This window comes from Halomonas sp. KX33721, assembly GCF_001596805.1.
Lineage (GTDB): Bacteria > Pseudomonadota > Gammaproteobacteria > Pseudomonadales > Halomonadaceae > Vreelandella > Vreelandella aquamarina.
In genome coordinates this window covers 99,011-112,980 of the sequence record NZ_LVIA01000012.1, presented here as the reverse complement: position 1 = coordinate 112,980, position 13,970 = coordinate 99,011, and the positions used below count along the sequence as shown (strand labels likewise).

Annotated in this window: 13 protein-coding genes; 1 reads left to right on the top strand and 12 read right to left on the bottom strand. The window is 57.0% G+C overall.

Annotation, left to right across the window (positions count from 1 at the left end):
- Positions 1 to 430: 430 nt before the first annotated feature.
- The 3 genes from A3220_RS04675 to A3220_RS04665 all read right to left on the bottom strand — a co-directional run bounded on the left by A3220_RS04675 (position 431) and on the right by A3220_RS04665 (position 2,981).
- Complete coding sequence (locus A3220_RS04675; protein ID WP_044630796.1) at positions 431 to 1,042, bottom strand: superoxide dismutase; 612 nt, start codon at positions 1,040 to 1,042, stop codon at positions 431 to 433.
- 217 nt (positions 1,043 to 1,259) lie between these two features.
- Entirely contained in the window at positions 1,260 to 2,186 is a 927-nt protein-coding gene (locus A3220_RS04670) for an FAD-binding protein (protein WP_062373476.1), read from the bottom strand.
- A 45-nt stretch (positions 2,187 to 2,231) separates the two neighbouring features.
- Positions 2,232 to 2,981, bottom strand: coding sequence for an electron transfer flavoprotein subunit beta/FixA family protein (locus tag A3220_RS04665; RefSeq protein WP_062373473.1), 750 nt, complete (start codon positions 2,979 to 2,981; stop codon positions 2,232 to 2,234).
- A gap of 374 nt (positions 2,982 to 3,355) precedes the next feature.
- On the opposite strand from A3220_RS04665, the gene A3220_RS04660 reads away from it, so the two are divergent.
- Positions 3,356 to 5,020 carry an electron transfer flavoprotein-ubiquinone oxidoreductase gene (locus A3220_RS04660; protein ID WP_062373471.1) on the top strand — a complete coding sequence of 555 codons (1,665 nt, stop codon included), beginning with the start codon at positions 3,356 to 3,358 and terminating at the stop codon, positions 5,018 to 5,020.
- A gap of 44 nt (positions 5,021 to 5,064) precedes the next feature.
- On the opposite strand, the gene A3220_RS04655 is transcribed toward A3220_RS04660, so the two are convergent.
- The 9 genes from A3220_RS04655 to fabF are packed head-to-tail and all read right to left on the bottom strand — an operon-like array spanning position 5,065 to position 13,860.
- Positions 5,065 to 7,272: an ATP-dependent helicase gene (locus tag A3220_RS04655; RefSeq protein WP_062373467.1), complete on the bottom strand. Its 2,208-nt coding sequence runs from the start codon at positions 7,270 to 7,272 to the stop codon at positions 5,065 to 5,067.
- Positions 7,269 to 7,829, bottom strand: coding sequence for a DUF1285 domain-containing protein (locus tag A3220_RS04650; protein WP_062373464.1), 561 nt, complete (start codon positions 7,827 to 7,829; stop codon positions 7,269 to 7,271). Before A3220_RS04650 ends, A3220_RS04655 begins: the two co-directional genes overlap by 4 nt.
- Before the next feature lie 29 nt (positions 7,830 to 7,858).
- Positions 7,859 to 8,692, bottom strand: a complete 834-nt coding sequence (locus tag A3220_RS04645) for a TatD family hydrolase (protein ID WP_058577896.1) — start codon at positions 8,690 to 8,692, stop codon at positions 7,859 to 7,861.
- 36 nt (positions 8,693 to 8,728) lie between these two features.
- On the bottom strand, positions 8,729 to 9,064 hold the full coding sequence (locus A3220_RS04640; protein ID WP_062373461.1) for a PilZ domain-containing protein: 336 nt from the start codon (positions 9,062 to 9,064) through the stop codon (positions 8,729 to 8,731).
- A gap of 23 nt (positions 9,065 to 9,087) precedes the next feature.
- Positions 9,088 to 10,071, bottom strand: coding sequence for a DNA polymerase III subunit delta' (locus A3220_RS04635; protein ID WP_044629222.1), 984 nt, complete (start codon positions 10,069 to 10,071; stop codon positions 9,088 to 9,090).
- Positions 10,062 to 10,715 carry a dTMP kinase gene (gene tmk / locus A3220_RS04630; protein WP_062373459.1) on the bottom strand — a complete coding sequence of 218 codons (654 nt, stop codon included), beginning with the start codon at positions 10,713 to 10,715 and terminating at the stop codon, positions 10,062 to 10,064. Before tmk ends, A3220_RS04635 begins: the two co-directional genes overlap by 10 nt.
- Before the next feature lie 52 nt (positions 10,716 to 10,767).
- Positions 10,768 to 11,772, bottom strand: a complete 1,005-nt coding sequence (gene mltG / locus A3220_RS04625) for an endolytic transglycosylase MltG (RefSeq protein ID WP_062373456.1) — start codon at positions 11,770 to 11,772, stop codon at positions 10,768 to 10,770.
- An 18-nt stretch (positions 11,773 to 11,790) separates the two neighbouring features.
- Entirely contained in the window at positions 11,791 to 12,615 is an 825-nt protein-coding gene (gene pabC / locus A3220_RS04620; RefSeq protein WP_062373452.1) for an aminodeoxychorismate lyase, read from the bottom strand.
- Between the two features lie 6 nt (positions 12,616 to 12,621).
- Positions 12,622 to 13,860, bottom strand: a complete 1,239-nt coding sequence (gene fabF, locus A3220_RS04615) for a beta-ketoacyl-ACP synthase II (protein WP_062373448.1) — start codon at positions 13,858 to 13,860, stop codon at positions 12,622 to 12,624.
- Between the last annotated feature and the right edge of the window lie 110 nt (positions 13,861 to 13,970).

Below are 13,970 nucleotides of genomic sequence, written 5' to 3'. Positions count from 1 at the left end.
GGTGTCGGTAGCCAGTGGCAGGCGAACAGGCCTCCCAGGGTAAGACGCGCGACCTTCCTCCCATCTACCCGCCGCATCTACTTCCACATCTTCTGGATAGCTATTGGGCTTCGAGTTTCATGGCCCTCTCGCCCAGATGTGGCTGCCTCATATGCGGTTCCTGTTCGTCGGGCCAGGAGTTTGCCTACAGCTTCCTTCAGATTCCGCCTCACGACGAACACCCTTGCTGTTCAGCTAACGGTTCCCGCTATCAGGGTCCGTAGGGGACTTTCACCCCCAAGTCATCCGGCCAACCACCACGGCGGACCGGATAGCGCCTAATTGGCGCTGCGCGCCATGCCTGGCGCACCACAAAAAAAAACCGCTCCCTGATAGGGAGCGGTTTTCCAGCGGTGTCAGTAGCTGACACCGCCCTCACAGGGCGTGAGTATTAGGCGATGGCGGCTTGGTAACGGCGCTCGACATCTTCCCAGTTCACCACGTTGAAGAAAGCATCCACGTAGTCTGGACGCTTGTTCTGGAACTTCAGGTAGTAAGCGTGCTCCCAAACATCCAGACCGAGTACGGGCGTGTTGCCGTGCATCAACGGGCTATCTTGGTTGAGGGTATTTTCGACGACCAGCTTTTTCTCAGGCGTGACGGACAACCACGCCCAGCCGCTGCCGAAACGGCCCAGCGCGGCTTTTTTGAAGGCGTCTTTGAACGCATCAAAACCGCCCAGCTCTGCGTCGATGGCTTTAGCCACGTCGCCATGCGGCTGTCCGCCACCGTTGGGTGACATCATTTGCCAAAACATGGAGTGATTAGCGTGGCCGCCACCGTTGTTGATAACAGCTTGGCGCTTCTCTTCGGGTACGCGATCCAAGTTCGCCACCAGCTCTTCCACCGGAACATCTTCTAGACCAGTACCTTCCAGCGCACCGTTCAGGTTGGTGACGTAGGTGTTGTGGTGGCGAGAGTGGTGAATTTCCATCGTCATCGCGTCGATGTTCGGCTCGAGAGCATCGTAAGCGTACGGCAGTTCAGGAAGGGTATGTGCCATGCTATCTTCTCCTTGAGTGGCTTCTGTTGCGTTCACTACATTAGGTGTGGTCTTACTCCACCCTTTTCAACCACCGCCCCGGCAATTTTTTTTACCATCGGCGGCAAATCTTTGTCCCAGCACCTTAGTCAACTATTGTCAGTTTATCGAACCCGCCCACAATAAAAAAGCCGACTTCTGGCGAAGTCGGCTTTTGACAGGCAGCAAGTTCAATGACTTACAGCTTGCTTTCCAGCTCTGGCAGAATCTCGAACAGATCCCCCACTAGGCCATAGTCGGCGACCTGAAAGATCGGAGCTTCGTCGTCTTTGTTGATGGCGACGATCACCTTGGAGTCTTTCATGCCCGCCAAGTGCTGAATCGCACCTGAAATACCCACCGCAATATAAAGCTCAGGCGCGACGATCTTACCGGTCTGGCCCACCTGCATGTCGTTAGGAACAAAGCCCGCATCGACCGCCGCACGCGAAGCGCCAATGGCCGCGCCCAGCTTGTCGGCAATGCCGTCCAGCAGCTTGAAGTTCTCGCCGTTACCCATGCCACGGCCACCGGAGATGACGACCTTGGCACCGCCGAGTTCCGGGCGGTCGCTCTGGGCCAGCTCTTCTTTGACAAAGCTGGATTGGCTGTTGTCAGCTGCGAACGCTACCGCTTCCACGGCTGCGCTGCCGCCCTGGCCCACCGCATCGAACGCGGTGGTGCGCACGGTAATGACTTTCAGCGCGTCGTCACTTTTGACCGTGGCGATGGCGTTACCGGCATAAATCGGGCGCAGGAAAGTATCGGCGCTTTCGACGCCAATCACATCCGACAGCTGGCTGACATCTTTCAGGGCCGCCAAGCGTGGCAGGACGTTTTTACCGGTGGTGGAGGCGCTGGCCAGTACGTGGGTGTAATCACCTGCCAGCTCTACCAGCAGCGCACCCATGGGCTCGGCCAGCTGATGGGCGTAGACGGCGTTATCTGCCACGCGTACTTTACGCACGCCATCGAGTTTGGCTGCCGCGTCAGCGGCGGCCTGGACGCCTTCACCAGCGACCAGCACATCGATATCGCCACCAATGGCTTGGGCCGCTGCCACGACGTGGGCGGTGGCGCTGGCCAACTGACCTTCATGCAGGTCGGCAAGTACCAGAATGCTCATAGAATTCACTCCTTTCAAAGCATGTCGATCAACGTCACGCCGACCTTAGATCACTTTGGCTTCGTTTTTCAGTTTGTCGATCAGCTCATCCACCGAGGCGACTTTGATACCGCCTTTGCGCTCGGCGGGGGATTCCACTTTGAGCAGCGTGACCTTGGAAGCCACTTCCACGCCGTAGTCAGCGGGGGTTTTGACATCCAGCGGCTTTTTCTTGGCCTTCATGATGTCCGGCAGCTTGGCGTAGCGCGGCTCGTTGAGGCGCAGGTCAGTGGTGACGATGGCCGGGAGTGTCAGCGCGACGGTTTGCAGGCCGCCGTCGATTTCACGGGTCACGTTGACCTTGTCACCATCTACCGCGACTTCTGAGGCGAAGGTGCCTTGCGGCAGATTGGTCAGCGCAGCGAGCATCTGGCCGGTCTGGTTGTTGTCGGTGTCGATGGCCTGCTTGCCGAGGATGACGAGGCCGGGCTGCTCTTCGTCTACCACTTTGGCCAGCAGTTTGGCCACCGCCAGCGATTCGGCGCGTTCGTCGGTTTCAATGTGGATGGCGCGGTCAGCCCCCAGCGCCAGCGCGGTGCGCAGCTGCTCTTGGGCGGCCTTGGGGCCCACGGTCACGGCCACGACCTCGGTGGCCACGCCCTTCTCTTTCAGGCGCACCGCCTCTTCCACGGCAATTTCGCAGAAGGGGTTCATGGCCATTTTGACGTTGGTAAGGTCTACATCAGAGTGGTCCGCTTTGACGCGGATTTTGACGTTGTAGTCGATGACGCGTTTCACCGCGACGAGTACTTTCATAGGTTCCTCGCTTGGCTCGTGATAGAAGCCGTTAACCTGACTAGGCGCCGCCACCTAGTGGCTGCGCTCAAAATTCATGCAAGCGTTTGATAGGCTAGCAAATGAAAAACCCTATCAATTTGCCACAGCCTACCCACCAGCAACAACTTTCTCTTCGTGCGGCCTTGGTCGTAGCCCGCCGGTATCGCTATTCGTACCGACACTTATAAAGTGTGCTTTTGCCATCGTAGGGGTGACCTGACACGGGTATTATGCCTATCATGGGAGACAACCAGAAGCAAACGACCGTTTTAAATTAAGGCCATCTTTTCATAAGCTAGTGCCCATTCGCTAGCTAGATACAGATGGCGCTTATGAGAATAAGGAGAAACCGGGTGGAAAACGTTGAACGCGATGTAATGGACTTTGACGTTGTCATCGTCGGCGCAGGCCCATCAGGGCTTGCCGCCGCCTGCCGCTTAATGCAGCAAGCCAACGAGGCCGAGCAAGAACTCACCGTCTGTGTCGTCGAAAAAGGCTCTGAGGTAGGCGCCCACATTCTTTCCGGCGCAGTATTCGAGCCGCGCGCATTGGCTGAGCTTTTCCCCGACTGGGAGGAGCGCGATGCTCCCCTTAATACACCAGCCGTTCGCGATGATGTGTATCTATTAAAAGACGCCGAAAAAGCGCAAAAAATTCCTAATGCGCTGGTGCCGAAAAGCATGCATAACACCGGCGGCGATTTAACTCGCTACGTGATTAGCGCAGGCAACCTGTGCCGCTGGCTGGCCGAGCAGGCGGAATCGCTGGGCGCTGAAATATTTCCTGGTTTTGCTGCTCAGGAAGTCATCATTGAAGATAATGTGGTGCGCGGCATCCTGATTGGCGATATGGGCGTAGGTGCCGATGGCACCCCCAAGGATGGCTATATGCCCGGCATGGAGCTGCGCGCTAAGTACACGCTGTTTGCAGAGGGCGCACGGGGCCACCTAGGCAAGCGACTGATCAATGACTTCTCACTGAATGCTGGACGCGACCCGCAGCATTACGGCATCGGCTTGAAAGAACTGTGGGATGTGCCCGCCGAGAAGCACGAACCCGGCTTGGTAGTTCACGGCTCCGGCTGGCCACTAGACAGCAACACCCACGGCGGTTGGTTCCTCTACCACGCGGAAAACCAGCAGGTGGTAGTGGGCCTGATTATGGACCTCGGTTACCAGAACCCGTGGCTTTCCCCGTTCGATGAATTTCAGCGCATGAAACACCACCCGGTGCTCAGCCAGTACCTGGAAGGCGGCAAACGGGTAGCTTACGGCGCACGGGCCATTGCCAAAGGAGGGTTCAACTGCCTGCCGAAAATGACCTTCCCCGGCGGCCTGTTGATTGGTTGTGATGCGGGCACCCTGAACTTTGCCAAGATTAAAGGCCTGCATACGGCGATGAAGTCTGGCATGGTGGCGGCAGAAAGTGTATTTGAAGCGATCAAAGGCGGCGATGAAGGCGGGCAAGAGCTTGCCAACTTTACCAGCAAGTGGGAAGCCAGCTGGGCCTATCAGGAGCTAAAAGAGAGCGCGAGCTTCGGCCCTGCCATTCACAAATATGGCACGGTTGGCGGTGGCGCCTATAACTTTGTGAACCAGTTGCTGGGCAATAAGCTCCCCAACGTTCATGACACCACGACCGACCACGGCGCGCTAAAGCCTGCCGCTGAGTTCGAGAAAATCAACTACCCGAAACCGGACGGCAAGCTATCGTTCGATAAATCCACCTCGGTGTTTTTATCTAATACGAACCATGAAGAGGATCAGCCTTGCCACCTGCGGCTTGCAGACCCAGAGCTGCCGATTCGTGACAACCTGCCCAAGTATGCTGAACCCGCTCAGCGCTACTGCCCGGCAGGGGTGTATGAGGTGGTTGAGGATGATCAGGGCAAGCCACGCTTCCAGATTAACTTCCAGAACTGCGTGCACTGCAAAACCTGCGATATCAAAGACCCCGCCCAGAATATTACCTGGGTAGCCCCTGAAGGCGGTGGCGGCCCGAACTATCCAAATATGTAACAGACCAAATAGGTAACTAACAGGGATAGCGACGGTGCGGCTAGCTACGCTGGCTGCACCGGAGGCTCCATCACCTCAATAGGTGCACGGCGGGCGATGAGACGACGTCGCCCGGCTTGCACAAACCGCACATCAATCACCGGGTCGGACGGATTACCCTCTACTGCCGCCACTTCGCCTTCTCCAAACACTGCGTGCAGCAAGCGCTGACCGGGGTAGTAGTGGCTACCCGCTTGGTAACCAGCTGAAGACTCCTTCACCTGTGGTGCGGCTAAGGCAATGTCGGCGCGCCCTACTCTTTCCAAGTAACGGGCCACTAAGCTAGGGGATTGCACTTCTAACGGCGTATCTGGCGCCTGCTGATTGGCTAAACAAGCGGCGACACGCATACCATCCTGCCAGGCACTTTCGGCAATAAAACGGCTTGGCCGATGTGCACCTCCGTCGTGAAGAACCAGCAACTGCTCCTTGGCACGCGTGATGGCCACATAAAACAGCCGCCGCTCCTCCTCTAAGCGCTCATCATTCAGCGGGTTATCGCGGCTATAGTGGGGAAAGTCTTCTTCATTAACGCCTGCAACGGCCACTAGCGGCCACTCGAGACCCTTGGCACCGTGCACGGTACTGACCAGCACGCCGCCAGCCTGATTCTCCACCGGACGCTCAAGTAGCTCAATGAAGGCATCTGGATCTTGTACGCTCTCAGCCTGCTCAATCAGCACGTCGAGCAAACGCACGTCCTCCTCTCCTTTATCGCGTCTAGCGGCGGCACGTTTCAGCGTTTTTTCAGCGTCAATCGCCTCTACCACATGGCCGAGCAATTTGGCCGGGGGCCATACGTTAAGTTTGGGCAGCTCACACAGTAGCTCCCAGCGTTTTTTTAGCGTGCGCCGCTGTAACGGTTTTAGCGCTGCCAGAACGGGCTCGTGCCGCTCCGGCCACTGCTGGGTTGTCGCTAACTGGTAAGCCAGACGCTGCAGGCGTTCACGGGCGACAAAGGGGGTTGGCTGAGATAACAGCAGCAGCAACTGCTCTGGGTCGTGAAGCAGTTCTGGACGCCTGGAGAGTTTCAGATAACCTGCCAACGCCTGCACCAGGGGCAAGCGGAACACGAAGCGATCTTCTCGCAGCAGACGAAAGGGGATACCCGCCTGCAGCAAGGCAAGCTGGAAAGGCACCGAGAGCGCCCAGCTTCGCACTAGCAGGCTAGCATCACTGAGCGCCCTCCCCTGGGCCTGCCAGTCCATCAAGGCATCCAGTAACAGTCGGCTTCCTTGACCTACGGTTATGCGAGTATCGGGATTACCTGCTTCGGCCAAGCAGAGCTGATCGGGCCGACGCTGATTGGCCATGATGGCGTGGTTAGCCGTCAGCGCCAAGGCATGCCCGTGGCGAAAGGTCATGGAGAGCGGATAGTCGGTGGCTTTGCCGAAGGTGGCGGTAAAGTTCTCCAGCATCGTGTCTGGACGAGCACCGCGCCACTCATAAATACACTGGTTAGCATCGCCCACAGCCATCACATTCGCACTCGGCCCAGCAAGCACGGCCAGCAGCCGCTGCTGAACCGTATTGATATCCTGGTACTCATCAACAATCACATGATCCAAGAAACCTTCGACCCGCTTGCGGAGCGTGGCGTCCGCTTCCAGGGCCTGCAGTGGGCGGTAGAGCAGGTCCGCATAGGTCATGACGCCTTCAGCGTGCAGTAGTCGCTCGGCTTCTTCGAAGGCCGTAGGGAAATAGTCGGTATCCGGCTCGTAATTAAGGCGCTCATAAAGCGTCGCCGCAGGCAGCATTTCGGCCTTCACTAGGCCACAAAAATGTGCCAACGCCTCTAGCCGATCACCTTCCAGCGCAGCGTCGCGACGATCTACCTGGCCGGCAAGCACATTCAGGCTAGCTTGACGAAGCAAGCGCTCCATTTGCCATTCAGCAGAGAGTAGCCGCCTGGGGGCGAGCGCTCCCCAGCGGCACAGGCTTTGGGTCAGCCGGTGGCCTAGGGAGTGAAAAGTACGAACGTCGGGCAACGGCTGGCCTGCTGAGGCCATGCTGGCTAGGCGACGCTGGAAGTCATCTTTCGCTGAGCGGTTAAACATCAGCACCAGCATTCGCTTGGGAGAAACGCCACTGCCTAACAGGTGGAGCACTCGGGCAGCCATGGTCGTGGTTTTACCTGCGCCCGCCACGGCGGCTACACGCGCATGCCCTTCCCTATGGTGAACAACAGCTTGCTGCTCGGCGGTTAACTTCACGGCGCCTCACTTGGCACGCTATCGCTCCACTGGCCAAGCAGGTGCCAGCTTCCCGCACTATAGAGCTGACACTCGCTCTGGCCTGACGAATTTTCTTGCACGCGCGCCTGCTCTACCAAGCGATAGAACACGTTGCGGTGCAGTCGAGCCGCTAAACCGAACCGGATAGCACATTCGGGCGCCATCTCGCCGCTGGGAGAAGCAGTCAACCTCATGGGGTGCTCGGCATCCAGACGTACTACATCGTCAAATTGAGTCTTTAGCCACCAGGCATCATCGTGGAAATCCGCTTCGACCACGACAAAGGGGCGGTCCACTACGGCAATGCGCCAGCGCTCCACGGGAGTGACCAGGCAGTATCCATCGGCATCCAGACGCAGCAGGCTGGAGAGCAGCTTGGCAATCGCAGGACGAGCAAACGGCTGCCCTTCATGCAGCCAGGAGCCATCCTCCTGAATCAGGATATCCATTTCTCCTGATAGCGCGGGCTGCCAGGTATCAACAGGGGGAATAGATGCTGAGCCTTCTGACTGCTGCAATAGTCGATCAATACTCATCACCGACCTCCAGTGGTTGTCACCGCGTGTTACACCACAAGCCCAGACTGTGCCAAGGCCTCTTTGACATGGGCAGGCGCGTCTGGTGCCGCAGCGCGGAACAGATGGTAAAAATTAACGGTCGTTTGCATGGCAACTTCATCCACGCTGATGCCTCGTTCACGCGCAATACACTCCGCGACTTCAACGACCCAGGCAGGCTCATTGGGCTTACCGCGATAAGGGACAGGGGCCAAATAAGGGCTGTCGGTTTCAATTAACAGCCGATCCAGCGGAAGCTGACGTGCCAGTGTTCTGAGCGATGCCGCATTACGAAACGTAATAATGCCGGAAAGAGAAATATAGAATCCAAGCCGAACCGCCTCCCGCGCCATGTCCAGGTCTTCAGTAAAGCAGTGGATGACGCCACCCACCTGAGGATTGCTGTATTCACGCAGCAGCGCCAGCGTATCCTCTTTGGCCTCGCGGGTATGAATGATGACCGGCAACTCTAGCTCATTCGCAGCGATGAGATGCCGCTTGAATCGCTCATGCTGAACGCTGACAGGCACGCTCTCCTGGTAGTGATAATCCAGCCCTGTCTCACCAATCGCTACCGCTCCATACTGTTCAGCAGCCTCTACGATATCGTCCACCGTCGGCTCATTTGGCGCTTGGTGGAGCGGGTGAAGGCCCGCAGAAATAGCCACATCGTGATGTGCTCTGGCAATGGCGGCCAAGCCCGGCAGCTCTTCTAACGTCGTAGAGATGGCTAAAAACTGGCTAACGTTGGCAGCACGGGCAGCATCCAACGTGGCGGCCACATCGCCGCCATGTGTATGCTCCGATAAACGGTCTAGATGACAGTGAGAATCGACAAACATGCAGTGCTCTTTGGAAGTAAATAGGAGGTGGCTAGCTTAGAGCGTAAACGAGGGAGGCGCTTTATCAAGCTGCCCGGCTAACAGGGTCTCGATACGGTCACGCACAGAGTAATCTTGCTGACTAAAGTGCACGCCAATGCCTGACAGTCTTCGGCCACTAACACCTTCTGGTGAGATCCAAATCACCTGACCGGTGACGGAGAGTCGCTCGCTCACCCCTGGCAGCGTTAGCAGCAGTACAACGGGTTGCCCGAGGCTATACAACGTTTTGGTAGGCACAAAAATACCGCCTCGATCCAAAAACGGCATGTAGGCAGATAGCAGCGTGGGCACGTCGGGTATCGTTAAAGAGAGTGCTTTTTGAGCAGCCATCACGACCTCATTGCATTAGATTGTCAGGAGCGCAGCAGCGCAGACCAGCGCACCAGCCAAGCTTCAAGCACCAGCTGTGGATTCGGGTTTGCTCCAACGGCCAGCAAGCGGCGCTGCTCTCTGGCGTAATCTAATAGCCGGAACCAGTCCTGTACGCGGCCATTTTTCACCGCCTGGCGATAAAGCGGCGTTAAATCAGGGTTGTGTAGCACGCTCTGCTCGCCCGATAGCCCCAGACGAATCAAGTCTTCAAGCCAAGCAATACCGTACCATAAGATCGCATCAATCGCTTGGCGATCCAGCCTCGCCGCCTCTGAAACAGGCTCTGCCCCGCGCACTAACTGTTCGAAACAGTCGTGAATCTGGTGGCGCAGCGCCCGTTCATCGGGAGCGGCCAGCTCAACCGCTAACAGGGGAAGGCCGCCTGACACTTGCCACCAGAAGTGAGCTTCATCGCCACCCAGCTGCTGGGTCAGCCACCCTTTACAGTCATCAAAGGGCACGCTTGCTAGGGGCCACTGCTGGCAGCGCGAACGAATCGTTGGCAGCGTGCGGGAGGGCACATCTGAAAGTAGGATAAACAACGTTTTATCGCCGGGTTCTTCCAGGCTTTTCAACAGCGCGTTGGCGGCGGCAATATTCATGGCTTCAGCAGGTGAGATCACAATCACTCGGTAGCCACCCTGCTGCGCCGTTTGCGAGACAAACCGATTCACTTCGCGAACGGGGTCAATGCGGATTTGGCGCTTGCCCTCTTCTGGAGACACCCGCAGTAGATCAGGGTGATAGCCAGAGGCCAACATGGCGCAGCTGTGACACTGCCCGCAAGCCTGCTCGCCGGGCTGGGCACATAGCGTTCTAGCGATCAACGCTTCTGCCAACTGCTGCTTGCCAACCCCGTGGGCACCGCTAATCAGCAAGGCATGGGGCATGCGCCCGCTGTTGGCAAGGCGCACCAGCTGCTGCCAAGTGGCCTGATGCCAGGGCAATACGCCAGTTATTGCCATTGGGCAACCCGTTCTTCCAATACGTGGCTTAGCGCCGCTTGAACCATCTCTAGCGGCTGAGCTGCATCAATCACCGCAAAGCGCTCAGGCGAAGCGGCCGCGCGATCCAAATAAGCTCGGCGTACCGCCATAAAGAAATCCGCCTGCTCTTGCTCAAACCGGTCACGCTGGGTATTTAAGTCGCGTAGGCGGCCCTCTAACCGCTCTTTGGCAGCTTCGGGCGACATATCCAGCAGCAGAGTGAGATCAGGGGCAAGGCCTTGCTGTACAAATTGCTCTAACTGCGCAATGCGTGCGGGGTTGATCCCGCGCCCGCCGCCTTGATAGGCAAAGGTGGCATCGGTAAAACGGTCACATACTACCCAGGCACCTCGTGCCAACGCTGGCAGGATTTTTTCCGCTAGATGCTGTGCACGGGCCGCAAAGACCAGTAACAGCTCGGCATCAACGCTCAGCGGCTCTTGGGGGGCAGGGTCAAGCAGCAGCTCACGAATTGCTTCTGCGCGGGGGGTGCCGCCCGGCTCACGGGTTCGCACCACTTCCATTCCCTGGGCCGTTAGCCATGCTTCGACAAACGCCATATTGGTAGACTTACCGACTCCCTCACCGCCTTCTAGGGTGATGAAGCGTCCGCGCTTGCTCATTGCTGCCCCTTACTCAATAGATACGCCATCGACATGTTCAGTGTTTAGCTATTTAACGGTTTCGAATATAGCGATTCACGGCATTGTTATGCTCGCGTAATGTGCGCGAGAAGTGATGCGTGCCGTCACCTCGGGACACAAAATAGAGCGTTTCGCCGGGTAGCGGCTTCACCGCCGCCTCCAATGAGGCTCGCCCTGGCATGGCAATCGGCGTCGGCGGCATGCCGTCAATCACATAAGTATTGTAAGGGGTGGCTTCACGTAGGTCTGCCCGTGTGATGCGGCCATCATAGCGCTCGCCCATGCCGTATATTACCGTGGGGTCTGTTTGCAGACGCATGCCACGCTCCATCCGGCGCTTAAATACTCCAGCAATCTCTCTGCGCTCTTCAGGCGCCCCGGTTTCCCGCTCAATCAGCGATGCCATAATTAGCGCTTCATAGGGCGTTTCAATGGTTAAATCGTCATCCCGTTCCGCCCACACTTGCTCCAAAATGCGCTCCATCCGATTTAACGCTTGGCTCAAAATATCGACATCGCTCATGCCCAGATGATAGCGGTAGGTATCGGGGAAGAACCAACCTTCAGGAAAGGTGCCCTCACGGTCCAGCAGCGTCATGACTTCTTCGTCACTCATGTCTGCCGTACGGTGTTCAAGCTTCGGCGCACTATTTAGCAGCGCACGCATTTGGCGAAAGGTCCATCCTTCAGGCACGGTCAGCGAATAAGTCACCACGTTATTACTGCCCAACAGGGCCATCACCTCTCGCCCACTCATCCCCGGTGTGAGGCGGTACTCGCCAACCCGTAGACTTGGCATCTGCTCTGGGTCTATCCGCGCCAGTAGCTTAAATGCCCAGGCATCCTCAAGCACTCCTTGCGCCTCTAAATCGCGAATGACTTGATTAAAACCAGCTCCGGCAGGCACTTGATATAGGGTGGGTTCCTCTACCGCAATTGGCGCCGCTAGACGCTGCTGCCAATAAGCATAACCGCCGAGCGCAGCGGCAACGGCCAGCACAACCAATACTCCCAAGACGGTAAGTAACCGTTTCACGTTGACACCTCAATCTATTTATTTGGATTCTGATGCGGGAAACACACTGGGATAGCCCAGCAGGCGGTGAGCCTCACCCTGCAGTGGGTCTGGCCCTGCTAACACAGGCCAAGTCGCGATCAAGCCGCCCTGCGTATCAAGCAATTCACACACAGGCCACACGCCCTGTACCGAATTACCCACCCAAAGGCGCTCAACCTGTGGTAGTTCCGAGACTGTCAGCCCCTCTTCTTCAATAACGCCGTTAGCCAATAGCGCAGCGCGCAGAGTACCTGCCACGCCGCAGCGGTTTACCCGAGGGGTCAAAAGACGCCCTTCCGTTGACCAGAAGAGGTTCATACTGGTTGCTTCCACCATTTCGCCTGATTGGTCCGCTAACAGGCCTTCGGCAATATGGCTCTCTTGCCACTCCTGGCGAGCTAGCACATTCTCCAAACGGTTAAGGTGTTTGATGCCCGCAAGCAGCGGTTGATGCCCTAAACGAAGATGGCACAAACGTACGCAGACACCGTGTTGCCACCGCTGCCCGTTGGTAACAAAAGGCGTTCGCCGAAAGATCAGCCTGGGCTCAGGAGGATCAGGCAGCGCGTAGCCTCGGCCACCGCTTCCGCGTGTCAATATTAGTTTAAGTACTTCCAGCGCTGCCGCAGGGGGCGACTGCCACACCTGCGCCAGCTGTTGAGAGGTAGGCAACGGGATATTCAAGCGCCGACAGCCCTCTTCCAAGCGCGCGAGGTGATAATCCCAAAGTACGGGCACCCCATCGCGCAGCAGCACTGTTTCAAATACACCGTCGCCATACGCTAGCCCGCGGTCATCAAATGGCACCTGGGGCATGGGCATAAAGAGTTATACCTTTTTGAACAGCAGGGAGCCGTTAGTGCCACCAAACCCGAACGAGTTGGAGAGCGCGATATCAATACGCATATCCCGCGCGGTATGGGGTACGTAGTCGAGGTTGCAGCCCTCCTGGGGGTTATCCAGGTTGATGGTGGGCGGGGCGACCTGGTCACGGATTGCTAGAATGCTGAATACCGCCTCTACTGCACCGGCGGCACCCAATAGGTGGCCAATCATCGACTTGGTTGAGCTAACGGCCACCTGCTGGGCCGCACTGCCCAACACTTTTTCAATAGCGCGACTTTCAGCCAAATCGCCGGCAGCAGTTGATGTGCCATGGGCGTTGATATACTGCACGTCTGCCGGATCAATAGCGGCATCTTTAATCGCATTGCGCATGGAGAGTGCGGCACCGCGACCATCCTCGGGCGGAGCGGTCATATGGTAGGCGTCATCACTCATACCAAAGCCAGCCAGCTCCGCGTAGATAGTGGCGCCACGGGCTTTCGCATGCTCGTACTCTTCTAGCACTAGCACCCCTGCACCATCAGACAACACAAAGCCATCGCGGTCGGCATCCCAAGGACGGCTCGCTGCTTGCGGGTCTTCGTTGCGCGTTGAGAGCGCGCGCGCGGCAGAGAAGCCACCCAAACCTAATGGTGTGGTGGCCATTTCTGCGCCGCCACAAATCATGACATCCGCATCGCCGTAGGCGATGGTGCGCGCGCTGTAGCCAATATTATGGGTACCGGTGGTGCAAGCCGTGGTAATCGCAATATTCGGCCCTTTAAAGCCGTGCTGGATCGCCATGTTGCCGGAAATCATATTGATAATAGAACCAGGCACAAAAAACGGTGATACCCGACGTGCACCGCCTTTATTGAGCGCATTATGGTTATGCTCAATCATTGGCAGCCCGCCAATTCCAGAGCCAATCGCTACGCCGATTCGCTCAGCATTCTCCTCTGTGCACTCTATCCCTGAATCCTGTATCGCCTGAGTACCGGCAGCCATACCGTACTGAATGAACAGATCCATTTTGCGAGCGTCTTTGGGGTTCAGGTAAGGGCTGATATCAAAATTCTTTACCGAACCGCCAAACCGCGTATTGAAGCCACTGGTATCAAAGTGCTCAATAGGCGCTATGCCGCTTTTACCGGCGACAATGTTCGCCCACGACTCATTGACACTATTGCCCACTGGGGTCACCAGGCCTAACCCAGTTACCACTACCCTTCTTCGCGCCATCAGTTTCCTCCAGGCATCCATGGTGACACGACCCATCTGGGTCATTTGCTGCAGAAGTTTGGTGACTAGTATAACGGAGATTGAACGTTATATTCATTGTGAGCGTAAAG